20 protein-coding genes and 1 pseudogene are annotated in these 22,941 nt (G+C 44.0%); 8 read left to right on the top strand and 13 right to left on the bottom strand.

What is annotated here, in order from left to right; translation table 11 throughout:
* The first annotated feature begins 122 nt into the window (after positions 1-122).
* The 3 genes from QWZ07_RS10095 to QWZ07_RS10085 all read left to right on the top strand — a co-directional run bounded on the left by QWZ07_RS10095 (position 123) and on the right by QWZ07_RS10085 (position 3,671).
* Positions 123-1,355 (top strand): pyridoxal phosphate-dependent aminotransferase, encoded by a 1,233-nt coding sequence (locus QWZ07_RS10095; RefSeq protein ID WP_017110067.1) that lies wholly within the window; start codon positions 123-125, stop codon positions 1,353-1,355.
* 332 nt (positions 1,356-1,687) lie between these two features.
* Complete coding sequence (yfbR, locus tag QWZ07_RS10090; RefSeq protein ID WP_192853225.1) at positions 1,688-2,272, top strand: 5'-deoxynucleotidase; 585 nt, start codon at positions 1,688-1,690, stop codon at positions 2,270-2,272.
* A gap of 55 nt (positions 2,273-2,327) precedes the next feature.
* Positions 2,328-3,671, top strand: a complete 1,344-nt coding sequence (locus tag QWZ07_RS10085; RefSeq protein ID WP_192853224.1) for an anti-phage deoxyguanosine triphosphatase — start codon at positions 2,328-2,330, stop codon at positions 3,669-3,671.
* A 26-nt stretch (positions 3,672-3,697) separates the two neighbouring features.
* Here QWZ07_RS10085 and QWZ07_RS10080 read toward each other — a convergent pair whose 3' ends face one another.
* The gene (locus QWZ07_RS10080) at positions 3,698-4,297 is read right to left on the bottom strand and encodes a tRNA-uridine aminocarboxypropyltransferase (protein ID WP_192853223.1); all 600 of its coding nucleotides are present in this window, start codon (positions 4,295-4,297) and stop codon (positions 3,698-3,700) included.
* Positions 4,298-4,306: 9 nt separating this feature from the next.
* Between QWZ07_RS10080 and rrtA the strand changes: the two genes are divergently transcribed.
* Positions 4,307-4,855: a rhombosortase gene (rrtA, locus tag QWZ07_RS10075; protein ID WP_192853222.1), complete on the top strand. Its 549-nt coding sequence runs from the start codon at positions 4,307-4,309 to the stop codon at positions 4,853-4,855.
* Here the strand turns inward: rrtA and QWZ07_RS10070 are convergent.
* From QWZ07_RS10070 to QWZ07_RS26395, 8 genes and pseudogenes are all read right to left on the bottom strand, one after another.
* Complete coding sequence (locus QWZ07_RS10070; protein ID WP_192853221.1) at positions 4,846-5,145, bottom strand: ComEA family DNA-binding protein; 300 nt, start codon at positions 5,143-5,145, stop codon at positions 4,846-4,848. The genes rrtA and QWZ07_RS10070 overlap by 10 nt on opposite strands.
* 225 nt (positions 5,146-5,370) lie before the next feature.
* On the bottom strand, positions 5,371-7,236 hold the full coding sequence (gene ppiD, locus QWZ07_RS10065) for a peptidylprolyl isomerase (RefSeq protein ID WP_017110084.1): 1,866 nt from the start codon (positions 7,234-7,236) through the stop codon (positions 5,371-5,373).
* Positions 7,237-7,456: 220 nt separating this feature from the next.
* Positions 7,457-7,750 (bottom strand): HU family DNA-binding protein, encoded by a 294-nt coding sequence (locus QWZ07_RS10060; protein ID WP_012604504.1) that lies wholly within the window; start codon positions 7,748-7,750, stop codon positions 7,457-7,459.
* A 171-nt stretch (positions 7,751-7,921) separates the two neighbouring features.
* Positions 7,922-10,273 carry an endopeptidase La gene (gene lon, locus QWZ07_RS10055; RefSeq protein WP_192853220.1) on the bottom strand — a complete coding sequence of 784 codons (2,352 nt, stop codon included), beginning with the start codon at positions 10,271-10,273 and terminating at the stop codon, positions 7,922-7,924.
* A gap of 132 nt (positions 10,274-10,405) precedes the next feature.
* Entirely contained in the window at positions 10,406-11,686 is a 1,281-nt protein-coding gene (gene clpX / locus QWZ07_RS10050; protein ID WP_017110086.1) for an ATP-dependent protease ATP-binding subunit ClpX, read from the bottom strand.
* Between the two features lie 81 nt (positions 11,687-11,767).
* On the bottom strand, positions 11,768-12,394 hold the full coding sequence (clpP, locus tag QWZ07_RS10045; protein ID WP_004736080.1) for an ATP-dependent Clp endopeptidase proteolytic subunit ClpP: 627 nt from the start codon (positions 12,392-12,394) through the stop codon (positions 11,768-11,770).
* A 105-nt stretch (positions 12,395-12,499) separates the two neighbouring features.
* Positions 12,500-13,798 (bottom strand): trigger factor, encoded by a 1,299-nt coding sequence (gene tig / locus QWZ07_RS10040; RefSeq protein ID WP_017110087.1) that lies wholly within the window; start codon positions 13,796-13,798, stop codon positions 12,500-12,502.
* A gap of 293 nt (positions 13,799-14,091) precedes the next feature.
* Positions 14,092-14,274 (bottom strand): annotated as a pseudogene (locus tag QWZ07_RS26395) (hypothetical protein); the annotation flags it as partial.
* 161 nt (positions 14,275-14,435) lie between these two features.
* Here QWZ07_RS26395 and QWZ07_RS10035 point away from each other — a divergent pair.
* The 3 genes from QWZ07_RS10035 to QWZ07_RS10025 all read left to right on the top strand — a co-directional run bounded on the left by QWZ07_RS10035 (position 14,436) and on the right by QWZ07_RS10025 (position 17,906).
* A complete protein-coding gene (locus tag QWZ07_RS10035) occupies positions 14,436-16,244 on the top strand; it encodes a sensor histidine kinase (RefSeq protein ID WP_192853219.1) in 1,809 nt (602 codons plus the stop codon).
* A 60-nt stretch (positions 16,245-16,304) separates the two neighbouring features.
* Complete coding sequence (locus tag QWZ07_RS10030; RefSeq protein WP_192853218.1) at positions 16,305-17,654, top strand: sigma-54-dependent transcriptional regulator; 1,350 nt, start codon at positions 16,305-16,307, stop codon at positions 17,652-17,654.
* Between the two features lie 78 nt (positions 17,655-17,732).
* Positions 17,733-17,906, top strand: a complete 174-nt coding sequence (locus QWZ07_RS10025; RefSeq protein ID WP_017110090.1) for a hypothetical protein — start codon at positions 17,733-17,735, stop codon at positions 17,904-17,906.
* Between the two features lie 61 nt (positions 17,907-17,967).
* On the opposite strand, the gene QWZ07_RS10020 is transcribed toward QWZ07_RS10025, so the two are convergent.
* From QWZ07_RS10020 to QWZ07_RS10010, 3 genes are all read right to left on the bottom strand, one after another.
* Positions 17,968-19,329, bottom strand: a complete 1,362-nt coding sequence (locus QWZ07_RS10020) for a TRAP transporter large permease (protein ID WP_004736074.1) — start codon at positions 19,327-19,329, stop codon at positions 17,968-17,970.
* Between the two features lie 2 nt (positions 19,330-19,331).
* The gene (locus QWZ07_RS10015) at positions 19,332-20,087 is read right to left on the bottom strand and encodes a TRAP transporter small permease (protein WP_076671185.1); all 756 of its coding nucleotides are present in this window, start codon (positions 20,085-20,087) and stop codon (positions 19,332-19,334) included.
* Positions 20,088-20,152: 65 nt separating this feature from the next.
* Positions 20,153-21,148 carry a TRAP transporter substrate-binding protein gene (locus QWZ07_RS10010; RefSeq protein ID WP_012604509.1) on the bottom strand — a complete coding sequence of 332 codons (996 nt, stop codon included), beginning with the start codon at positions 21,146-21,148 and terminating at the stop codon, positions 20,153-20,155.
* Positions 21,149-21,504: 356 nt separating this feature from the next.
* On the opposite strand from QWZ07_RS10010, the gene QWZ07_RS10005 reads away from it, so the two are divergent.
* The gene (locus QWZ07_RS10005; protein ID WP_192853217.1) at positions 21,505-21,912 is read left to right on the top strand and encodes a thioesterase family protein; all 408 of its coding nucleotides are present in this window, start codon (positions 21,505-21,507) and stop codon (positions 21,910-21,912) included.
* Positions 21,913-21,932: 20 nt separating this feature from the next.
* Here QWZ07_RS10005 and QWZ07_RS10000 read toward each other — a convergent pair whose 3' ends face one another.
* On the bottom strand, positions 21,933-22,760 hold the full coding sequence (locus QWZ07_RS10000; protein WP_192853216.1) for a 4'-phosphopantetheinyl transferase family protein: 828 nt from the start codon (positions 22,758-22,760) through the stop codon (positions 21,933-21,935).
* Positions 22,761-22,941: the final 181 nt, after the last annotated feature.

Here is a 22,941-nt window from a genome sequence, read left to right as displayed (position 1 = left end):
AGAGTGACAACAAAAAGACCAAACGTGACACTGAAATGCGACATTCATCAGATTTTTATTCTATCAAACCCCGTTTTGCGGTACTTTAATAAAGTATTTAAATTAATTTCAGGAAATCGGCAATGCAAAATATCGGGATGTCGTCAAAACTCAACAGCGTATGCTACGAAATCAGGGGGCCTGTACTCAAACATGCTAAACGCATGGAAGAAGAAGGGCATAAAATACTGAAGCTTAATATCGGTAACCCCGCCCCATTTGGTTTTGACGCCCCTGATGAAATCCTTGTTGATGTAATCCGTAACCTACCGACATCTCAAGGTTACTGTGACTCAAAAGGCATCTATTCAGCCCGCAAAGCGGTTGTTCAGCACTACCAGAAAAAAGGCCTACGTAACCTTGATGTAGAAGACGTTTACATTGGTAACGGCGCATCAGAGCTTATCGTTATGTCTATGCAGGCGCTACTGGATAATGGTGATGAAATCTTAGTTCCCGCTCCGGACTACCCACTATGGACAGCGTCTGTTGCGCTTTCTGGTGGCACGCCGGTTCACTACATGTGTGATGAAGATGCTGATTGGTATCCAGATTTAGATGACATGCGCGCGAAGATCTCACCAAAAACGCGCGGCATCGTTCTTATCAATCCGAACAACCCAACGGGCGCGGTATACAGCCGTGATTTCCTATTACAAGTTGTTGAGATTGCGCGTGAGCACGGTTTGATCATCTTCGCTGATGAAATCTACGACAAAGTACTTTACGACGGTGCAGTCCACACGTCAGTCGCAACGCTGGCTGAAGATGTACTCATGGTGACATTCAATGGTCTGTCTAAGGCTTACCGTGTATGTGGTTTCCGTGGTGGCTGGATGTTCTTAACGGGTCCGAAACACATCGCGAAAGGCTATGTCGAAGGACTAGAAATGCTCGCCTCGATGCGTTTGTGTGCCAACGTACCAATGCAGCACGCCATCCAAACGGCACTGGGTGGCTATCAGAGTATAAACGAACTGATTCTTCCTGGTGGTCGACTGCTTGAGCAACGTGACCGTGCATGGGAACTGATCAACAAGATCCCTGGCGTTTCTTGTGTGAAACCAAAAGGTGCGATGTACCTGTTCCCTAAGATCGACACCAACATGTACAACATCAAAGACGATCAGAAATTCGTACTCGACTTCCTTAAGCAAGAGAAAGTGTTATTGGTTCAAGGTACTGGCTTCAACTGGCCGAAACCGGATCACTTCCGCATCGTGACTCTGCCGCACATCGAAGATCTAGAAATCGCGATTGGTCGCCTAGAGCGCTTCTTACAGACTTACAGCCAAGATGAGCTCACAGTCGATTAATTAACACAAAAAGTTATGACTACAATTTGCTGTTTTAAAAGACTTTAACTTGTAATCAATCACTTCTATGCTTAAAAGGCTCCTGTTTGGGAGCCTTTTTTGTATCCGCTGTCTCGTACTGTTTGAGTTTACATAAGATACGAGTGGAGCATTGTTGCTGCCAATCACAGTAAGTAAGTGTCCAGAAATAGCGTAGGAAAAAAACTTGAGAACAAGGCAGAATTTTTTGGTAAGTAGTTATTCTACAATCAAAAATTCTAACAAAGTTATCGAGTTTTTTAACAAGCTAGGATGACCAGTTATTTACTACGATTGGTACTATAAGGACTCTTATGAAACAAAGCCATTTCTTTGCCCATCTTGCCCGTATGAAGCTGATTCAACGCTGGCCCCTGATGCGTTCAATCTCAAGCGAGAATATTTCAGAACATAGCCTGCAGGTGGCTTTCGTCGCACATGCCTTGGCATTAATTAAAAATAAGAAGTTTGATGGTCAGCTCAACCCCGAGCACATTGCTCTGCTTGGCATGTACCACGATACGAGCGAGGTACTGACTGGCGATTTACCAACTCCGGTTAAATACTACAACCCAGACATCGCCCAAGAGTACAAGAAGATAGAAGCGGCAGCAGAGCAAAGACTGCTTTCAATGCTACCGGAAGAGTTCCAAGACGATTTCGCGCCCTTCTTAATATCCGGAACAGCAAACAAAGAAGAACAAAACATCGTCAAGCAAGCCGACACTATCTGTGCTTACCTCAAATGCTTGGAAGAACTCAGCGCGGGAAACCACGAATACGAACAGGCCAAACGCAGGCTTGAAGAGACGCTATCACAACGCAAAAGCCCGGAGATGGATTACTTTCTGACGACATTTGCACCCAGTTTCGAATTATCACTAGACGAAATCAGCTAGCTAGGTATAAGTTGAGTGTAATTATCTAAATAAAATCAATTTGATAGGTGCTATTTTGACTTCTCCAATCGAACCACCATTTGTACTCGAGCAAGAATGGCAAGATCGAAACAACGATGAGCATAAGATCAGAAGAGACGATCACCGTAGCCCATATCAACGCGATCGTGCTCGCGTACTTCACTCAGCTGCATTCCGTCGTTTACAAGCCAAGACACAAGTACATGGCACCACGGTGAATGATTTTCACCGTACCCGCTTAACCCACTCACTAGAAGCTGCTCAGCTTGGTACGGGGATTGTCGCTCAGCTAAAGAAAAAACAACCCGAGTTTCGAGATTTGTTGCCTTCAGACAGTTTAATCGACTCGCTATGCCTAGCTCACGACATTGGCCACCCACCTTATGGGCACGGTGGTGAAGTCGCGTTGAACTATATGATGCGCGACCATGGCGGCTTTGAGGGCAATGCCCAAACGTTCCGAATCGTGACTCAATTAGAACCCTACACTGAACATCATGGGATGAACCTGTCTCGACGAACTCTGTTAGGTCTGATTAAGTACCCTTCTCTGCTTAGTGAAGTTCAAGCTAAATTGCAGTCTGAGCCCGTTAAGCATCAACGACAACTTCGAGCTAAAGATTGGATGCCAGCAAAAGGCATCTACGATCATGATGAAGAACTGTTTAACTGGGTACTGGAGCCGCTTTCAAACAATGACCAACAGTTGCTCAAACAGAAAAGGAAATCACACACCGAACCACTTGAGCACAACAGAACCAAATACAAATCTCTCGACTGTTCGATCATGGAATTGGCCGATGATATCGCTTATGGCGTGCATGATTTGGAAGATGCGATTGTGCTTGGCTCGGTAACCAAAGCACAATGGATCGAATCGGCTTATCCTCAATTGAAAGAGATGGCTGATCCTTGGATCTGTGAGCATTTAGATTCGATTACTGAAATGCTTTTTTCGGGAGAGCAATATCGTAGAAAAGATGCGATAGGTGGGATAGTTAACGCACTACTCACCAGTATTTCTATCAAGCCCGTTGATACAGAATTTGAGAACGTGCTGCTGGCTTATAACGCTTTTCTTGAGCCGAGCATGGATGCTACGTTGGATAGGCTTAAACGCTTTGTCAGTGAATTTGTAATCCAAGTTCCACAGGTTCAAGTGATTGAATATAAGGGTCAGCAGATCATCATGGACATGTTTGAAGCATTCAGTGCCGATCCTGAACGTTTGTTGCCACTGCCAATCAAGAAGCAATGGCTGCTGCATGAAGATGAATCGAGAAAGATGCGCGTGATAGCCGATTACATTTCATCGATGACCGATGATCTTGCTCAGAAAATGCATCAGCAACTGTTCTCGGCGCATACCGAGTTTTAATTCCTGACTCACTTTACTAAAACGGCTTAATCTAAGTAGTTTCTCTCAAACACGCCCGGCGGCATTTGATTGATTTGAAACTGAATCATTTGGTCAAATGCCGTTAGCAATGGACTAAAATCGACGTCATTTTCTAACAAGCTAAGCAAATGATAGCCAGCTTCAACGGTTGAAAGGCTGTTTTCACTGGGAGCTTTGCGGATCCGGTAATTACCTTTAAGGTCTTTGGGTAAATGAACGGTTTGTAGCGCGTGCAAGTTACTCGATACCTGCCACATTTTGAACGCTTTCTTCCATGTCCCGTCTAATAAAATCACACGCAGTTTTTTACGTGGGCAGATTGCAGACTCAACAGAAACAGAATGTTCGCTAGGGTACAAAATCACGTGTTGATACTGCTCATCAGCCAGCAACTCGTTAAGTTGTGTATTCTCTGAAAAGTCTTCACCCACAAGCGTCACGCTGTTTTTTAGAGACAACGAGAGAATACGCGCCGTTCCCATTGGACGATGCTCTTCTGATGGATGCTGAAGAATGATAAGCTCAACGTTCGATTCTAGTGGCGTAACCCACTGACATATACAAGCTTTTAAAGCCTTGCTGCATTGGCGGCAATAACGAGACATGGATTTAATGTGTACCCTGTTTTAATTTTCACTTCACTTTTATGCGTCTTATTCCAACTAGAGCCTGTGCAGGCTTGGGTAGTTTGGGATAAAAATGCGATCGCCGATGGGCAATGGTGGCGGATCCTAACAGGAAACTTTTCACATACCAACTACTCGCACCTACTGATGAATCTAGCCGGCTTATGGATCATCAGTTATCTGTTTCAACCTAATAAAAAACAACTGCTCAGCGCATTGCTTTTCATTAGTTTAGTCACTGGATTCGCTCTATTGCTGTCAAGTATTCAAATCTATGTCGGCTTATCGGGAACTTTGCATGGGCTGTTTGGTTTATTCGCGCTCAGAGAGGCGCTGAACGGCAGGAACTCTAGTTGGCTGTTAGTATTCGGATTAATCGCTAAGATAGCGTGGGAGCAGTTTGTTGGCCCTTCTAGCACGACTGGCGAACTGATTAATGCTCGTGTCGCCATTGAAGCCCACCTAGCAGGAGCATTGACTGGAGGCTTCATGGCTGTCGTTTTATTTATAACGAATAGACAAACGAATCAAAGCTGAATTCTTTCACGGTTCTTTTCGACCGTGGCTTCACCTATCCCTTTCACGTTAACCAGACTGTCAGCAGTGGCAAACTCACCGTTCTTCTCTCTGTAATCAACAATCTCTTTTGCTTTCTTATCGCCCACACCTACTAATAAGGCTGATAGCTCTTCTGCTGTCGCTGTGTTGATGTTTACCGTGATCTCAATGCCATCGTATAGCTCAGCTTTAGTTGGGCTATCAGCAAGCACTGCAGAGCTTAGGGTAATAAGAAATGAGAGAAGTAGTGTTGAATATATCGCGTGCATAAACCGTTCCTTTGTACAAAAAAGGTAACTTATGTATTTGCCGCTGCAGATAACACAAACGCCAGATAAAAATAAAGCGGGTCACCGAAGTGACCCGCTTTGTTATACATCTTGTTTTCATCAGCTTGTTTGTTGGCTCACAAATCTGAATTGGAGCTTAACAACCATATGTTGATTCTCAGTAGTAAACTCTAACTTGAGCTTGCTACTGAGGTAATCAAACGCTTACTGACCTTGACCCACTACGTAGTATTCAACGTCTGCATTTTTGCGCAGTACGTTTAATACGTTAGTTAGATCTTGTTGGTTACCAACTCGCTCTAACTGAGCACCGATTTGAGTGCTGTAAGCTGGGTTGATTTCAGCTGTCACTTTAGAAAGCTCAACAACGACGATGTTACCGTCTTGGTCTTTAGATTGACCAAATACCGCTTGGCCTTCTTCTGGTTTCGATAGTGCGAATACAGAAGCGGCAAGTGGAGAGTTACGGTCAATCGTTTCAAGTTCAGTGAACTCAAGGTTGTTGTCTGAAAGTACCGCTTCGTTACCTTGCTTAAGTTCGTTAACAAGAGATACACCAAGCTCAACCGCTTGTTGCTCTGCTTGTACCGCAGACAGTGCAGCGACAACTTGATCTTTCACTTCAGCTAGAGGAAGAACTGTTTCGTCACGAGTCTCTTCTACACGAACAACAATCACGTGCTCAGGTGCAACTTCGATAACTTCAGAGTTCAGACCGTCTTCTTTTACTTCAGGGCTCAAGATAGCTTGCATTACTGCAGGCGTCATCAGAACTTCTGGAGCGTCAGCTTGAGAGATGAAATCCGTCGTCGTGATTTTCGCGTTGATAGCTTCAGCAGAGTCGTCTAGAGAATCTGGGAATTCAAACGCTACTTTTTCAAGTTCAGTTTGTTGCTCGTAGAACTGATCAACTGCGTGCTGGTCTAGAAGCTCTGTCTTAATCTCTGCCGCTACTTCAGTGTAAGGCTGAGCTTGAGATGCTTTTAGTTCGTCTAGCTTGATGATGTGGTAGCCGAAATCAGATTTAACTAGACCAGTCGTATCGCCAATATTCTCAAGAGCGAAAGCCGCGTCTTCAAATGCTGGGTCCATAACATCACGTTCAATCCAACCTAGGTCACCGCCAACATCCGCACTACCGAAGTCGTCAGATTTCTCTTCTGCTAGCGTAGCAAAATCAGCGCCTGCATTTAGCTCGTCTAGGATAGACTGAGCTTTCGCTTCGTCATCGCCTTGAACTAGGATGTGGCTAACTTTACGTTGCTCTTCAGTTGAGTACTTGTCTAAGTGCTCTTGGTAGTATTTCTGAGCTTCTTCATCGCTAACTTCAAGCTGAGACTTAAGTGCTTCAGCAGAAAGTTCAATGTAAGACACCTTAGCTTGCTCTGGACGAGTGTAAGCTGCTGGGTTCTCTTGGTAGTACTGTTCGATTTGTTCGTCAGTTAACTCGATGTCTTTTGCTAGGTCAGCAACAGAAAGAGTCACAGTACGGATGTCACGAGTTTGAGCAATAAGCTTGCTTTGCGTATCGATCTCACCTTGAAGAACGAATTCGCTGCCTTGTAGGGCAGTAACAAGCTGGTTGCGCATTAGATCACGACGCATGTATTCAGCGAAGCTTTCTGCGCTGAAACCTGCACGACGTAATGCCGATTGGTAAACTTCTTGGTCGAATTGACCAGCCGTTTGGAATTGAGGCATTTCTAGAATCATTGTACGGATTTGAGTATCACTGATTCGTAGACCTAAAGACTCAGCTTGCTGTTCAAGTAGAACGTCATTGATCATGCGATCAAGAACTGATTTACGGAAAGACTCTACGTATGCAGGGTCTGCAAGCATTTGGGCAAAGTAATCGCCTAGTTGAGACTGCATGCGATTACGTTCGTTTTGGTAAGCCTGTTCGAACTCACCACGAGCGATTTCTGTATTGCCAACTTTAGCTGCTGCGTTGTTACCGCCACCGGTGATGTAGCTGCCTACACCTGCGAATACGAATGACAGGATAATCAACCCAAGGATAATTTTTACCGCGATGCTATTCACGCCTTCGCGTAATCGATCCATCATAATTTAAGTGCTCTCCGGATATGAAGCATTGGCTTCAAAATAAAAATCTATTCACGCGATATTATCAGAAAAAGAAATGCGCATCAGTAGGATGCGCATAATTTAAATAAGTTCAATGTGCTTTGCACACATACTGTCTAAGAATGAAACATCATTTTTCAAACAGTAAACGCATTTTACTGCCTTCCCCTCTTAAAACTCGAGGTTTCAGCAGTGAAAATTAGTTACATGCGTCTTTAAGTGCTTTACCCGCTTTGAAGCCAGGTACTTTAGCTTCTGCGATTTGGATCTCTTCACCAGTTTTTGGGTTACGACCTGTACGAGCAGCACGAGTACGAACACTGAAAGTACCAAAGCCTACAAGTGCCACTTGGTCACCTGATTGTAGCGTTGTGCCAACTGCTTCGATGAAAGCGTCTAGAGCGCGGCCAGCTGAAGCTTTAGAGATGTCTGCGTTTTCTGCGATTGATTCTACTAGTTGTGTTTTATTCACTGTTTTTCCCCTATGTGTCATCTGTGACTACTTCTCGATGACTGTACGTTCCATTTTGGTTTTAATTTAGCCGCAAGCCTTATTACAAAAGGGATTGCCGCTTTAGTGGAATAACTTAGCGTCCAAAAAAAACGCTGACAAGCCTTTTCGGGCCTATCAGCGTAATTCTTTACTAGTTTTTGCTACGCATCACTATTTTTTCACGTCAAACTCGACCCCTGACGGATCTCGTTCTAGCGCGACTTTAAGTACTTCATCAATCCACTGGACTGGGATCACTTGTAAGTCAGCAATAACATTGTCTGGAATCTCTTCCAAATCACGCTCATTGTCTTTTGGAATCAAGACCGTTTTGATGCCACCACGGTGTGCAGCAAGCAGTTTTTCTTTCAAGCCACCGATAGGTAAAACTTCACCACGTAGGGTAATTTCACCAGTCATACCCACTTCCGCTTTCACAGGGTTACCCGTTAAGCTAGAAACAAGTGCAGTACACATTGCGATACCCGCACTTGGGCCATCTTTTGGTGTTGCACCTTCAGGTACGTGAACGTGAATATCACGCTTCTCGTAGAAATCTGAATTAATACCCAAATTTTCCGCACGAGAACGAACCACAGTCATTGCCGCTTGAATCGATTCTTTCATCACATCGCCAAGAGAACCGGTTTGCGTTAGCTTACCTTTGCCTGGCATTGATTCAGTTTCGATAGTCAGCAGATCACCGCCAACTTGAGTCCACGCTAAACCAGTCACTTGACCGATACGGTTGCTCTCATCCGCCTTGCCGAAGTCATGACGTTGAACACCCAAGTACTCTTTCAGGTTATCAATGTTAACCGTTACAGACTTAAGATTGCTATCTAGCAGGATGTTCTTAACTGCTTTACGACAGATCTTAGAGATTTCACGCTCTAAGTTACGCACACCCGCTTCACGCGTGTAATAACGAATAATGCCGACAATTGCTGAATCTTCGATATTAATCTCGTGAGGCTTAAGACCATTACGTTGAACTTGCTTGTCCAATAAGTGGCTCTTGGCAATATTCAGCTTTTCGTCTTCTGTGTAACCCGACAGACGAATCACTTCCATACGGTCCAGTAGCGGGCCAGGAATGTCCATTGAGTTAGACGTTGCAACAAACATCACATCTGACAGATCGTAATCGACTTCTAAGTAGTGATCGTTGAATGCAACGTTTTGCTCTGGATCTAGCACTTCTAGAAGCGCTGAAGATGGGTCGCCACGCATATCAGACGACATCTTATCGATTTCATCTAATAGGAACAGTGGGTTCTTAACGCCAACTTTAGACATCTTCTGGATCAGTTTACCCGGAAGTGAACCGATATAAGTACGACGGTGACCGCGAATTTCCGCTTCGTCACGTACGCCACCTAGAGCCATACGAGTGTATTTACGACCCGTTGCAGCGGCAATCGAGCGACCTAGTGAGGTCTTACCTACACCAGGAGGACCAACAAGACAAAGGATTGGACCTTTTAGCTTGTTAATTCGGTTTTGTACTGCCAAGTATTCAAGGATACGTTCTTTAACACGCTCTAAGCCGTAGTGGTCTTCATTCAAGACCTCTTCCGCTTTCGCTAAATTCTTCTTAACTTTTGAACGCTTAGCCCAAGGAACACCAACCATCCAATCAATGTAGCTACGTACTACTGTTGCTTCAGCAGACATTGGCGACATCATTTTCAGTTTTTGCAGTTCTTGCTCAGTTTTTTCACGAGCTTCTTGAGGCATTTTTGAATCTTCGATCTTCTTCTTCAGAGTCTCGAATTCATCAGGTGCGTCATCCATCTCGCCCAGTTCTTTCTGAATCGCTTTCATTTGCTCATTCAGGTAGTACTCGCGCTGAGATTTCTCCATCTGCTTCTTAACGCGGCCACGAATGCGTTTTTCAACTTGCAGGATGTCAATTTCTGACTCCATTTGGCCCATTAAGAATTCCAGACGTTCAGTCACATCTGCAATTTCTAGAACGTGCTGCTTATCTACCAACTTAAGTGGCATGTGCGCTGCAATCGTATCGGCTAGGCGTGCTGCCTCATCAATACCGTTCAGAGACGTTAGAACTTCTGGTGGGATTTTTTTGTTTAGCTTAATAAAGCCTTCGAATTGATTGATCGCGCTGCGAACAACCACTTCTTGTTCTTTTTCGTCAAGTTCTGAGGTTACAACGTATTCGGCATCCGCTAGGAAAAATTCACTTTCTTTAAATTGGTGAATTTTTGCACGCTGCTGACCTTCAACAAGTACTTTTACAGTACCGTCAGGGAGCTTAAGTAACTGAAGAATGGTAGCAACGGTACCTACATTAAATAGGTCTTCGATTGAAGGCTCATCAGTGTCCGCTTCTTTCTGCGCTACAAGTAGTACTTGTTTGTTAGCTTCCATTGCCGATTCAAGGCAAGTAATCGATTTTTCACGACCGACAAACAATGGAATAACCATGTGTGGGTAAACCACTACATCACGTAGAGGTAGCACGGGGATTTCGATACGCTCGGAACGTTCCAAGTTCATATATTTCTCTCTTCCGCTTTAACTTATAAAGCAGTATATGGGGCTTAAACGACTGGATTCAATGGAAGAATAAAAAAAAGGAGGTAATTGCTTACCTCCTTTTTCAATTTGAGTGACTTGTCTAAAAAAGACCTACTCTGCAACCGCGGCTTGGTTATCTGAGTTGCTGTAAATCAACAGTGGTTCTGACTCACCATTAATTACCGACTCATCAATCACAACCTTGCTTACATCTGTCGAAGATGGCAGTTCGTACATAGTTTCTAGTAGAACACCCTCCAAGATAGAACGCAGACCACGAGCACCCGTTTTACGTTCCATTGCTTTCTTCGCAATCGCACGTAGAGCATCTTCGCGGAATTCTAATTCAGTATCTTCGATTTCAAACAATGCTGCGTACTGCTTAGTAAGCGCATTCTTCGGTTCACAAAGAATTTGAACTAGAGCTTCTTCGTCAAGTTCTGTCAATGTCGTTGTCACGGGTAGACGACCAATGAATTCCGGAATTAGGCCGTACTTCACCAGATCTTCAGGTTCAACTTGAGTGAACAATTCACCCACAGTTTTCGCTTCATCTTTTGAACGCACTTCTGCGCCAAAACCAATGCTCGAACCTTTTTCTACACGTTGTTCAATCACTTTATCTAGGCCAGAGAATGCTCCGCCACAAATAAATAGGATTTTAGACGTGTCCACTTGCAAAAACTCTTGCTGTGGATGCTTACGACCACCTTGAGGTGGAACTGAAGCAACTGTACCTTCAACAAGTTTTAGCAGAGCTTGCTGTACACCTTCACCAGACACGTCACGCGTGATTGATGGGTTTTCAGCTTTACGAGAAATCTTGTCGATTTCATCGATGTAAACAATGCCACGTTCCGCTTTCGCTACGTCATAATCACATTTCTGAAGCAACTTCTGGATGATGTTTTCAACATCTTCGCCCACGTAACCAGCTTCGGTTAGTGTTGTTGCATCTGCCATTGTGAATGGAACGTCTAGGAAACGAGCCAGTGTTTCAGCCAGTAGCGTTTTACCACTACCAGTTGGACCGATAAGAAGAATGTTACTCTTACCTAGCTCTACGCCTTCAGCTGTCGTGTCACCATTACGTAAACGTTTGTAGTGGTTGTATACCGCAACTGCTAGCACTTTTTTCGCGTATTCTTGACCGATTACATAGTCGTCAAGATGCTCACGAATCTCACGCGGCGTTGGCAGCGATTCCGATTCTTTCTTAGGAAGAACATCTTTAATTTCTTCACGAATAATGTCGTTACAAAGATCGACACATTCATCACAAATGTAAACAGAAGGACCTGCGATTAACTTGCGAACTTCGTGTTGGCTTTTGCCACAGAAAGAGCAGTAAAGCAGTTTACCGCTACCACCCTCTTTGCTTTTATCTGTCATTCGCTAACCTCTTAGCCTTTACTTTCTATGCTTGAGTGTATATCAATTTGAATCACTTTGCGTTAAACAATTGCCGTGCAATTATTGACCGCGGTGATTAAGAACTGAATCCACTAAGCCGTATTCTACTGCTTGATCAGCAGACATGAAATTGTCACGATCTGTATCACGCTCAACAACTTCTAGAGGCTGACCTGTATGCTCTGCCAATAGTTTGTTTAGCTTTTGCTTGATCGTTAGGATCTCTTGCGCGTGAATTTGAATATCAGACGCTTGGCCTTGGAAGCCGCCAAGTGGCTGGTGAATCATTACACGTGAGTTTGGAAGCACGTGACGCTTACCTGGAGTACCACCCGCTAGTAAGAATGCACCCATAGAGCAAGCTTGACCCATACATACTGTGCTCACGTTTGGCTTGATGAACTGCATTGTGTCGTAGATAGACATGCCCGCTGTTACGCTACCGCCAGGTGAGTTGATGTAAAGATAGATATCTTTGTCTGGGTTTTCTGATTCCAAGAAAAGCAGTTGAGCCACGACAAGATTTGCCATGTGGTCTTCCACTTGACCTGTTAAGAAAATGATACGTTCTTTTAATAGACGAGAATAAATATCGTAAGAACGTTCACCACGGGAAGTCTGTTCAACCACCATAGGAACTAGTGCGTCCATAATCGATGGCATTGTGTTTTTTTCTTGGTAGCTCATATTCTTATGTCCCTAAAATAAATGGCCCGAATGATTAAATCATACGGACCATTGTTAGCAGAATTGTTGACCGTACGTCAACCTTCTACGTCAGATATTACTATATTAAGCAGGTTGCTGATTCATTAGCTCGTTGAAGCTAACTTCTTTATCAGAAACTTGAGCTTTAGCGATGATTGCATCAATAGCTTGCTCTTCTAAAGCAACATTGCGCATGTTGTTCATCATTTGCTCGTTTTGCTCGTAGTAAGCAATAACTTCAGTTGGATCTTCGTATGCTGTAGCCATCTCTTGGATGATAGCTTTAACTTTTTCGTCGTCAGCTTTTAGTTCTTCAGTCTTGATTACTTCACCAAGAAGAAGACCTACAACTACGCGACGTTTAGCTTGCTCTTCGAACAGCTCACGTGGAAGTTGGTCAGCAGCTTCAGTGTTGCCACCAAAACGTTGAGCAGCTTGTTGACGAAGAACACCGATCTCTTGATCGATAAGAGCAGAAGGTACGTCGATGTTGTTTTCGTTAACTAGACCGTCGATTGCTTGCTCTTTGATGCGGTTCTTAACAGCTTGCTTAAGCTCACGCTCCATGTTCTTACGAACTTCAGCTTTAAGACCTTCAACACCGTCAGCAGCGCCAAACTTAGAAACGAATTCTTCGTTTAGTTCTGGAAGTTCACGAGCTTCAACTTTGTTGATCTTGATTGCGAACTTAGCAGCTTTACCTTTTAGGTTTTCTGCGTGGTAATCTTCTGGGAAGTTTACTTCGATTTCAAATTCCATACCTGTTGTTTTACCAACGATACCGTCTTCAAAACCAGGGATCATGCGACCAGCACCCATCTCTAGTGGGAAGTTCTCAGCTTTGCCGCCTTCAAACTCTTCACCGTCGATAGAACCAACGAAGTCGATAGTTGCACGAGAACCAGCGTCAGCTGCAGTTTCAACTTCAGTCCAAGTTGCTTGTTGCTTACGTAGAGTTTCGATCATCTCTTCAACGTCAGCTTCTTTAACTTCTACTGCTGGTTTCTCAACAGTGATGTTTTCTAGACCTTTCAGCTCAACTTCTGGGTAAACTTCAAAAGTTGCGTTGAATACTAGGTCAGCGCCTGCGTTGTTTTCAACTGGTGCGAAAGTAGGTGCGCCAGCTGGGTTGATTTTCTCTTTAACGATCGCTTCGATGAAGTGACGTTGCATTACTTCGCCCATCACGTCTTGACGTACTGCTTGGCCGTACATTTTAGCAACCATCTTCATTGGCACTTTGCCTTTACGGAAACCATCGAAACGACGGTTTTTCGCGATGTTGCGTAGTTCAGCTGTAACTGCATCTTCGATGTTAGCAGCAGGAACAGTAATATTAAGACGGCGCTCTAGGCCTTCTAGCGTTTCAACAGTAACTTGCATTATATAAACCTCAAAACTGGCTCAGTAATCTGAGCATATGAGCCGTAACTTAGCTTTTATTCAAAGCCGACGTTGTTAGCTTCATTCTTGTGTAGTGCTCTATCCGAACACCTAATTTAAAATCGAGCATTGATGTCTGAATTGATTATTCAACCAAACACCAGACTAATCAGCGATATCTTCGTTCTTCACGCGTCGATTAAAACGCAATAAAGCTTGTTTTCAGAAACAAGAAAGGTATCTCCGATTAGCCTCAGGACAGAAATTTTAGACGCGACATTCTAGCGATCTGTTTAATCTCTGTCGAGCCGTTCACCTCTGCTTGATGATGAATGCTCTAAATTCGTCCAACTAAATGATACAAAAACGATCAAATCATCACTTAGCACATCAGAAATGGGGACAATAGCGACTTTTTCAAGGGAATGGAGGGCTTTTTTTGCTAAAAACCTTAAAAAGAGATCTTGCTCTTGTTTTACCCCTCAGAGTCGATAACTTTTTCAACAATCTCCGTTACAAGGCCTTAACCTATTCTGAGCTGCTAACTCTTAAATTTCCGTAAAAATAGCTATTGTTTACGGTCTTAACCGGATAATGCAGGCTTGTTGATTTTGCCCAGATTTAGCGGAGATCCACCATGTTTCAAGCTTTAAGAGTGCCTGTTTTATTGTTGATCACTTATAGCTTGTTGATGATTATCGGTGGCCACTGGGTATGGAACACCAGCCATCAAAGTTTGTTAAATGATCATCAATCCAAACTCGACCGCTTTTCGGTCCATATTTCAAGCCAACTCGACAAATTCGCACACATTCCAGAGCTATTATCAAAAGACAAAGAGTTGATTGATGCCCTGCATTCACCCAGTAACTCTGCGCAAATTGAACTCACCAACCGCTATCTACGCCATGTAAACACTGTCATTCAAGCATCAGACACGTATTTACTCGACAGCATCGGCACCACGATTGCGGCCAGTAATTGGAATCAACAGCGCTCTTTTGTTGGACGTAACTTTGCTTTTCGCCCCTATTTCCAACAAGCCATTCTTGGTCATGAAAACCAATACTTTGCGTTAGGTTCGACCTCAGGGAAACGCGGCTATTACTATTCCTACCCTGTATCCTATGCCGCTGAAATTATTGGCGTTATTGTCGTAAAGATGGATTTATCGCTGATTGAAGCCAGTTGGAAGGGTAAGCAGAGCTTTTTTGTTGCTGACGATAAAGACCAAATTGTTTTCATGTCGAGTAATCCTGAATGGCTGTTCAAAAGCCTTCAACCTTTGGGCGAAGAGCAACGCTCTCGTATTAGAGAAAGCCAACAATATCTAGATACCAATATCGAGAGCCTCCATTTCTCCGGCGATTTAGAAAGCGCCACCAGCAGCATTAAGTCATCTCATCCATTGGTAAAGGAACAGTTCTTTACCTCTTCACGCTTCCTGTCCGACCCTAGATTAACCGTCAGAGTGTTCTCTCCAACTCACTTAGTCTGGTGGGATTTGATCGCCTACCTCGTGGTGCTGAGCTTAGTGTTCGCCATTATTTATATTGCGATACAACTCAACACACATCGTCAACAAAGGCGTGCGCAGATCGACAGATTGCAGTCTGAAGCGAACCAGAAACTTGAATTTCAAGTGCTCGAAAGAACCTCTGAGCTTCATATAGAGATCAAGCAACGTATCGAAACAGAGCGCGTACTCAGACAAACCCAAGATGAACTCATACAAGCCGCAAAATTGGCCGTTCTGGGTCAGATGTCAGCGAGCATCAGTCATGAGCTGAACAACCCGTTAGCGGCTATTCGCAGTTATGCAGACAATGGCCGACTTTTTCTCGCCAAAGAAAAGACCGACCGTGTTGATGACAACTTATCGCGGATCTCAGCACTCACCGATCGAATGGCTAAAATCAGTCACCAACTTCGCTCTTTTGCTAAGAAATCGACCGCGGAAGAGCTACACACGTTGCAAATTTTACCGGTTCTTCATTCCTCAAAAGAACTGATGAAGCCTCAACTCAAGAGCGAGAGGGTCAAAATTAATGAGTTACCCGATGTTTTTGATGTTCGTGTGGTCGCCAATGCTATTCAACTGGAACAAGTCGTTATTAACTTGCTGACCAATGCTATTCAAGCAATGGATCAACAAGACGACAAACAATTGTCCATCTTGTTGGAGATACGACCACCAAGCACAGACACAACGAGTACACTGCTTATTCATATCGATGACAATGGCCCGGGATTTTCCTCACCTTCGAACGGTGATTTTTTCGAACCTTTCCATACCACGAAGAAGAATGGGCTTGGGTTAGGCCTGTCGATTTCTCAACAAATAATCAGCGGAATTAACGGAAAGCTTATTACAGGTACCAGCCCCCAAGGTGGTGCTCGATTTAGTATCGAGTTACCTATCGTTCCGACAAAAGAATCAGATTAGTCGCTAAGCAAACCAGTACACCTTCACCAATAATAAAAATAAAAGATTAAAGGAATAACTATGTGTCACGTCTATTTCATTGATGATGAATCCGATTTAAGAATGGCCATCGAGCAAAGCTTTGAGCTTGCTGATATCGATGCTGAATTCTTTCCCGATGCAGAATCCGCCTTGCTCGCTATCCAAGCGGATGGTCTTCCCCATGTCATCATCACTGACATTTGCTTGCCAGGTATATCAGGGCATGATCTACTCAATACCCTGATGCACAAAGATAAAGAACTTCCCGTCATTATGATCACAGGCCACGGTGACATCTCCATGGCAGTACAAGCCATCCAAGACGGTGCCTATGATTTCATTGAAAAGCCGTTCGCCAATGAGCGCTTAATTGAAACAACCAAACGTGCGATAGATAAACGTCAACTCACCCTTGAGAACCTTGAATTAAAGCGCTCGCTCAAGGCCAGTAAAGCACTTGGACCAAGAATCATTGGTGACACACAATCCATGACTGAGCTACGTTCTATCATCACTCATGTGGCAGACACTAACGCTGACATTTTACTCTTTGGTGAAACTGGCACAGGCAAAGAGTTGGTCGCACGTTCCCTGCATGAACAAAGCAGCCGACGAGAACAAAACTTTGTCGCCGTCAATTGCGGTGCGGTTCCAGAGAACCTGATTGAAAGCGAACTGTATGGACATGAAAAAGGCGCGTTTACTGGCGCAGAAAGCAAACGTGTCGGTAAATTTGAATTTGCTCAAGGCGGAACCCTATTCTTAGATGAAATTGAATCCATGCCAATGCAGGCACAAATTCGCCTACTGCGTGTATTACAGGAACGCGTGATTGAGAGAGTTGGATCCAATAGCTTGGTGCCTCTCGATATTCGAGTGATTGCCGCCACCAAAATCGATCTAAAGAAAGCTGCTGAAGAAGGGACTTTTCGACAAGACCTCTATTACCGACTCAATGTTGTTACCTTGGATTTACCGCCGTTAAGAAGCCGCCAAGAAGACATCCCTGCACTATTTCACCACTTCTTACTTGTGGCTGCGGCTCGCTATGGGAAAACAGCCCCTGCGCTTCCACAAAAACAGCTACATGAGCTTCTAGCCCATGATTGGCCGGGAAATGTACGTGAATTACGTAATACTGCAGAACGTTTTGTGTTGTTAGGTAAGCTTTCTCATATGTCAGAAAACAGCACCGACTCCAGCCATGAAATGTCACTCACCGAGCTGGTCTGTGATTTTGAAAAAAACACGTTAAAGCAAGCACTTATTGAGTGTAACGGCAGCATAAAAGAGACAATGGAAAGGCTACAACTTCCCCGAAAAACACTCTACGACAAGATGCAAAAACACCAGCTCACGAAAGAGTCTTATAAGGTAGAACAAAACTAGATTAGATTTGGGAGCAAGATCACCTATACTTATTTTGATAACAGGATGTTATGCAATAAATAGGATAAGGAAATAGATATGGGTGAGAAAACGAAAGTACCATCGATTACTGATACGTTTGAGATAGACGGTATCTACTACACCGATCAGCATGTCGACTTAAACACACCAGAATTAGAAGCGAAGCGAGCGCTGTATGAGCAGATTAATCCTCATTCGAATCGCGGTAGAAACATAGATGAGGAGGTCTAGTGACCTCCTCATTTTTTATTCCAATAAACCTTTTTCAATTCTAATCACATAGAACAAACCGCTATTTGGTTATGATCTCCGGCCCCATCAAGGTGGTTGGTAACCATGTTGATACCCAAGGCACGTAAGTTACGATAATCAAGAATAAGAACATCACGCCAACCCATGGCAGTGCGGCTTTTACCACATTCATCATCGACATCTTCGCGACCCCTGCGGTCACAAACAAGTTGAGCCCCACAGGCGGTGTTATCATCCCTATCTCCATATTCACCACCATCATGATACCAAGGTGAATTGGGTCTATGCCCAATGCAATTGCAATTGGGAAAACCAACGGAGCAACGATGATCAGCAAACCTGATGGCTCCATGAACTGCCCACCAATCAAGAGTAGAACGTTCACCACAATCAAGAAGGTGATTGGACCTAAACCTGCAGACAACATCGATTCCGTGATCATCTGAGGAATACGTTCTTCTGTCAGTACATGTTTAAGAATCAGAGCATTGGCAATGATAAACAGCAGCATGATGGTCAGCTTGCCTGCATCGTAAAGCGTGTCTTTGGTGTCTTTATGGAAAAACGTTTGGAACACTTTCACCAAAGCAGGCTTTGTATTTTTCTTGTCCGCAAACGGCCCCATATCTTTGTAGATAAAGTTGGCAATGAAGAACGCGTAAACCGCTGCAACAGCCGCCGCTTCTGTCGGAGTAAAGATACCGCCGTAGATACCACCTAAAATGATAACAATCAGCAACAAGCCCCAGCTCGCATCCTTGGCGGCTGCGAACATCTCACCCCAGCCCACAAATGGCTGTGCAGGAATCTTCTTAATACGTGCTGCAATGTAGATAGCAATCATCAACATCACACCCGCCAACAGGCCAGGAATCACACCACCAAGGAACATACGACCAACAGAGACATCTGTCGCCGCCGCGTAAACTACCATAACGATGGATGGTGGAATCAAGATACCCAGCGTACCCGCGTTACAGATAACCCCTGCCGCGAACTCTTTTGTGTAGCCGTTTTTGATCATGCCCGCGATAACAATACTACCGATTGCCACAACCGTAGCCGGTGAAGAACCTGATAGTGCAGCGAACATCATACACGCCACAACCGATGCCATTGCTAAACCGCCGCGGAACCAACCCACCATTGCGATAGCAAAACGGATAATACGTTTCGCCACGCCACCAGTAGACATAAAGCTAGAGGCCAAGATAAAGAAAGGAATCGCTAAGAGTGTGTAGTGGCCTGCAAATGCATTAAACAGCGTTTGTGCAACGGATGCCAAAGAAGCATCTGAATGCATCAATAAGAATATGACGCTTGATAAACCGAGGGAAATCGCAATTGGCACACCGACCAACATGAAAGCAATTACCATTAAAAATAGAAATAACATTGCCATGATTAGTCTTCCTTACCGTTAGATTTTGTACCCGACTCATTCGCCTTGTTTTGCTTAGTCGAATCCAATACCGCTGTCGCGTCTTCATCAGAACCCGCTAAAACATCAGCTTTTAATGCATCCAGCTCTTCTTCGGCTTCATGGCCTGCAATCATGCGGTCAAGTTTGCCCGTCGCCACTTGATAAGCGATTTGGATGAATCGGAACGTCAGCATTGCCATACCAATCGGCAGTGCCATGTAAGGAATAAAACGTGGCAATTTCTCGTATCGCTCGCCTTCATTTAGCCAGTCGGCAAGAAACTGAAGCATCTCTGGCATTGGAATATCATCGGTTTCATACCAAGCGCGCTCAGTCGCGAACGGGTACCAGTAATTCCAAGAACCAATAAGAAGTAGAATTGAGAATGCTAGGCAACTTGTAACGGCGATTAACGCATACACTTTACGTAGCTTTTCTGGGGCAAGGTTAATGATCACATCAACGCCAATGTGGAAGTGCTTTTTGACGCCATAAGATGCACCTACTAACACCATCCAAGCGAACATGAACACGGTCAGTTCCAGTGCCCATAAGATGTTATCGTTGAATGCGTATCGAAACACCACATTGGCAAAAGTAAGTAGCGTCATTGCGCCAAGGAAAAATGCGATTAATGACTCTTCAATCACATCCGTAACTCTTCCGACTTTGGAAAAAAGAGAGGTTTCCAGTGCTGATTCGCTAGAATTTGGTTGTTCCATTTGAGGATTATCCATAATTGACTCCGCTTATAGTTATTTTAATAAGGAGTGGCGAAATGCACGCCACTCCCTTAGCGGTGTTATTGGTTTGAAGCTAACGCTGCATCAATAAGATCTGAACCGATGTCTTTTTCAAACTTCTTCCATACTGGTTGAAGCGCAGTTACCCATGCTTCACGCTGTTCAGGCGTAAGCGTACGAACCTCACCACCCGCTTCGATGATGTTGTTTTTGTTCGCTAGGTTAACTTTTGAAGATTCTGCGTTACGAGTCTCAGACACTTCTTGAACGATTGTGCCAAGTTGCGTACGTACATCTTCAGGTAGGTCTTTCCAGAAGTCGTTCGACGTTACTACAAGGTAATCAAGGATACCGTGGTTAGTTTCTGTGACGCCGTCTTGTACTTCAAAGAACTTCTTACCGTAGATGTTTGACCATGTGTTCTCTTGGCCATCGATAACCTTAGTTTGTAGGCCACCGTATACTTCTTTGAAAGACATCTTCTGTGGGTTAGCACCCAGTTGTTCAAACTGAGCAACCAATACGTCTGATGCTTGAACACGGAATTTCAAACCTTCCGCGTCTTCAGGATTGATAAGAGGTTTGTTTGCTGACATCTGTTTCATGCCATTGTGCCAAAACGCTAGACCTTGCAGGCCACGACGCTTCATCGCGTTCTTCAGCTTTTCGCCAGACTCTGAGTTTTGGAAACGGTCAACAGCTTCTACGTCTTCAAATAGGAAAGGAAGGTCAAAAATGCGGTATTTCTTAGTGAACTTCTCAAATTTAGACAGCGATGGTGCCGCCATTTGAACATCACCATTTAATAGGGCTTCCAATACTTTATTATCATCGTAGAGTGTTGAGTTAGGGAAAACTTGCATACAAGCTTTGCCATTCATTTCCGTGTTTACTCGCTCTTCCAGTAAAGAAGCGGCAATGCCTTTCGGGTGCTTGTCGGTATTGGTTACATGACTGAATTTAATCACGATTTCACCTGGGTCACAGTTTGCAGCAGCATTAAAACTTGTGAGCGCCAGAGCAGATACAGACAGCAGGGTAAGAGGCTTAAACATTATTATTCTCCTTAGTAAACAAAGCAGCCCTTCAATGGGAACTGCGTGCTTTCACTAAGGCAATTAGCGCGCCACATTGACACAAACCATTAACAACCCTTTAACCGTAAGGCTTCATGATATCGGCCTGCAGTAGTCATCAACTCGCCGCAAAAATTAATGGGTGGAAAATGACACATAGAATATTTGTAAATGGGTGGAAGCTGACCAACGTATTAGTAATGAATAAGGCTGAATGAGGTCTGACCAAAAGCTCAATAGTCGAAGATGCCTTGAAGTAATTTCTACCTATCCTGTAGAGTGCTGCACAACTTAGTCAGATTTACTTCAATGCTACTTAATAAGAGTTGATATCAATGAGCCAGATCTACCATCACCCAGTACAAATTTACTATGAAGATACCGATCACTCAGGTGTGGTTTATCACCCTAACTTTCTAAAGTACTTTGAGCGTGCACGCGAACATGTATTGGGTAGCGATAAACTGGCAACATTGTGGAATGAACATGGAGTAGGTTTTGCGGTATATAAAGCCAACATGACTTTTCAAGATGGGGTTGAGTTCGCTGAGATCTGCGACATCCGAACCTCTTTTGAACTTGATGGCAAATACAAAACGCTATGGCGACAGGAAGTGTGGCGTAAAGATGCAACCAAACCCGCGGTGATTGGTGATATCGAAATGGTTTGCCTAGACAAAGACAAGCAACTACAACCCGTGCCTGCTGAAGTCTTAAAAGCGATGCTTGGCGAAACGAGCTAACTTCGTCTCACCAAACTCGCTTAAAAGAGATGAGACGATGAAAAGGTTCTCATCTCTATCTTCATCGGTAGCAAATTTCCACCAAGCGTAACCGCAAAGCGATACTGTTCATCCAGCCGCCCTAAGCAACATTGCCAACTTGTAGAACTATCGGTTTGCTCAGTAACATCCAACCCAACTCCACTGTATATGCTGATTTCACCATGCAATCTAATTTCATCCTGCAAGTTTGGTTGAAAATCCGAAGTGTGAAGTGACAGTGTTTGCTCCGTCAGATTGGAGAAATCGAACGAAAAGCTTCGCAATGATGTGGCTAGCCCTTTACCTGTCGCTTTGATATACGACTCCTTCAGCGCCCAAAGATCGAAAAAACGCTCTCTTTGTTCTTCTTTGCTGAGCTCAAGTAAATCCGTCAATTCCGTATCTGAAAAGTAGTGCTTCATGATCGAGTCAATATTGGTCGAGCTTCTGGCATGTTCAATATCAACACCTAGCTGAACTTGCTTACCTTCTCTCTGGCAAACTGCGATTAACAAATGTTCTTTGCTATGACTGATATTGAAATTCAGGCCGGTTTCTATTTGTTGTTTCTCAATTAATCTTGGCTTCCCTTTCTCACCATATTCAAAGCGCCACGCTTCAGGCATCAAATCAGAATAGCTAGACAGCACCTTTCTCAGATAATTTCGTACATACAAAGCTTGAATCTGAGATGAGGGCATTCGATAACGCTCAACTTTGGCAATCTCATCGGTTGTCAGTCTCTTTTTGAGCTGAGATACATTGTCTGGCTGGTCATTCAAGTTACTCAGAGAGCATAGCCACAAATCAACAACGGGAGTTTTCATTTAACTCGAACTCACTTCTATAAATCACTCTTCAAAACACGATTGGAACAATCCAATCGAACAAATTTAACTCAGCTATGAATTAAGTGGAACCTAGAGAATACGGGAGGGAAACCCCCTTCATATGAGGACTTAAAACTAATTTTTCAAATAATAACAAATTAAAACACAGATCACACTT

This window comes from Vibrio lentus, from assembly GCF_030409755.1.
In the GTDB taxonomy this organism is placed as follows: domain Bacteria; phylum Pseudomonadota; class Gammaproteobacteria; order Enterobacterales; family Vibrionaceae; genus Vibrio; species Vibrio lentus.
This window is presented reverse-complemented; position numbering and strand designations above follow the sequence as displayed.

Bases quoted from the DNA above. Each gene is read 5' to 3' on its own strand.
- clpX (WP_017110086.1), bottom strand. From the start codon at position 11,686: ATGACAGATAAAAGCAAAGAGGGTGGTAGCGGTAAACTGCTTTACTGC.
- yfbR (WP_192853225.1), top strand. From the start codon at position 1,688: ATGAAACAAAGCCATTTCTTTGCCCATCTTGCCCGTATGAAGCTGATT.
- QWZ07_RS10030 (WP_192853218.1), top strand. From the start codon at position 16,305: ATGTGTCACGTCTATTTCATTGATGATGAATCCGATTTAAGAATGGCC.
- QWZ07_RS10025 (WP_017110090.1), top strand. From the start codon at position 17,733: ATGGGTGAGAAAACGAAAGTACCATCGATTACTGATACGTTTGAGATA.
- QWZ07_RS10010 (WP_012604509.1), bottom strand. From the start codon at position 21,148: ATGTTTAAGCCTCTTACCCTGCTGTCTGTATCTGCTCTGGCGCTCACA.
- QWZ07_RS10060 (WP_012604504.1), bottom strand. From the start codon at position 7,750: ATGACACATAGGGGAAAAACAGTGAATAAAACACAACTAGTAGAATCA.
- QWZ07_RS10015 (WP_076671185.1), bottom strand. From the start codon at position 20,087: ATGGATAATCCTCAAATGGAACAACCAAATTCTAGCGAATCAGCACTG.
- QWZ07_RS10080 (WP_192853223.1), bottom strand. From the start codon at position 4,297: ATGTCTCGTTATTGCCGCCAATGCAGCAAGGCTTTAAAAGCTTGTATA.
- QWZ07_RS10000 (WP_192853216.1), bottom strand. From the start codon at position 22,760: ATGAAAACTCCCGTTGTTGATTTGTGGCTATGCTCTCTGAGTAACTTG.
- lon (WP_192853220.1), bottom strand. From the start codon at position 10,273: ATGAACTTGGAACGTTCCGAGCGTATCGAAATCCCCGTGCTACCTCTA.
- QWZ07_RS10035 (WP_192853219.1), top strand. From the start codon at position 14,436: ATGTTTCAAGCTTTAAGAGTGCCTGTTTTATTGTTGATCACTTATAGC.
- QWZ07_RS10070 (WP_192853221.1), bottom strand. From the start codon at position 5,145: ATGCACGCGATATATTCAACACTACTTCTCTCATTTCTTATTACCCTA.
- clpP (WP_004736080.1), bottom strand. From the start codon at position 12,394: ATGAGCTACCAAGAAAAAAACACAATGCCATCGATTATGGACGCACTA.
- ppiD (WP_017110084.1), bottom strand. From the start codon at position 7,236: ATGATGGATCGATTACGCGAAGGCGTGAATAGCATCGCGGTAAAAATT.
- QWZ07_RS10095 (WP_017110067.1), top strand. From the start codon at position 123: ATGCAAAATATCGGGATGTCGTCAAAACTCAACAGCGTATGCTACGAA.
- tig (WP_017110087.1), bottom strand. From the start codon at position 13,798: ATGCAAGTTACTGTTGAAACGCTAGAAGGCCTAGAGCGCCGTCTTAAT.
- QWZ07_RS10020 (WP_004736074.1), bottom strand. From the start codon at position 19,329: ATGGCAATGTTATTTCTATTTTTAATGGTAATTGCTTTCATGTTGGTC.
- QWZ07_RS10005 (WP_192853217.1), top strand. From the start codon at position 21,505: ATGAGCCAGATCTACCATCACCCAGTACAAATTTACTATGAAGATACC.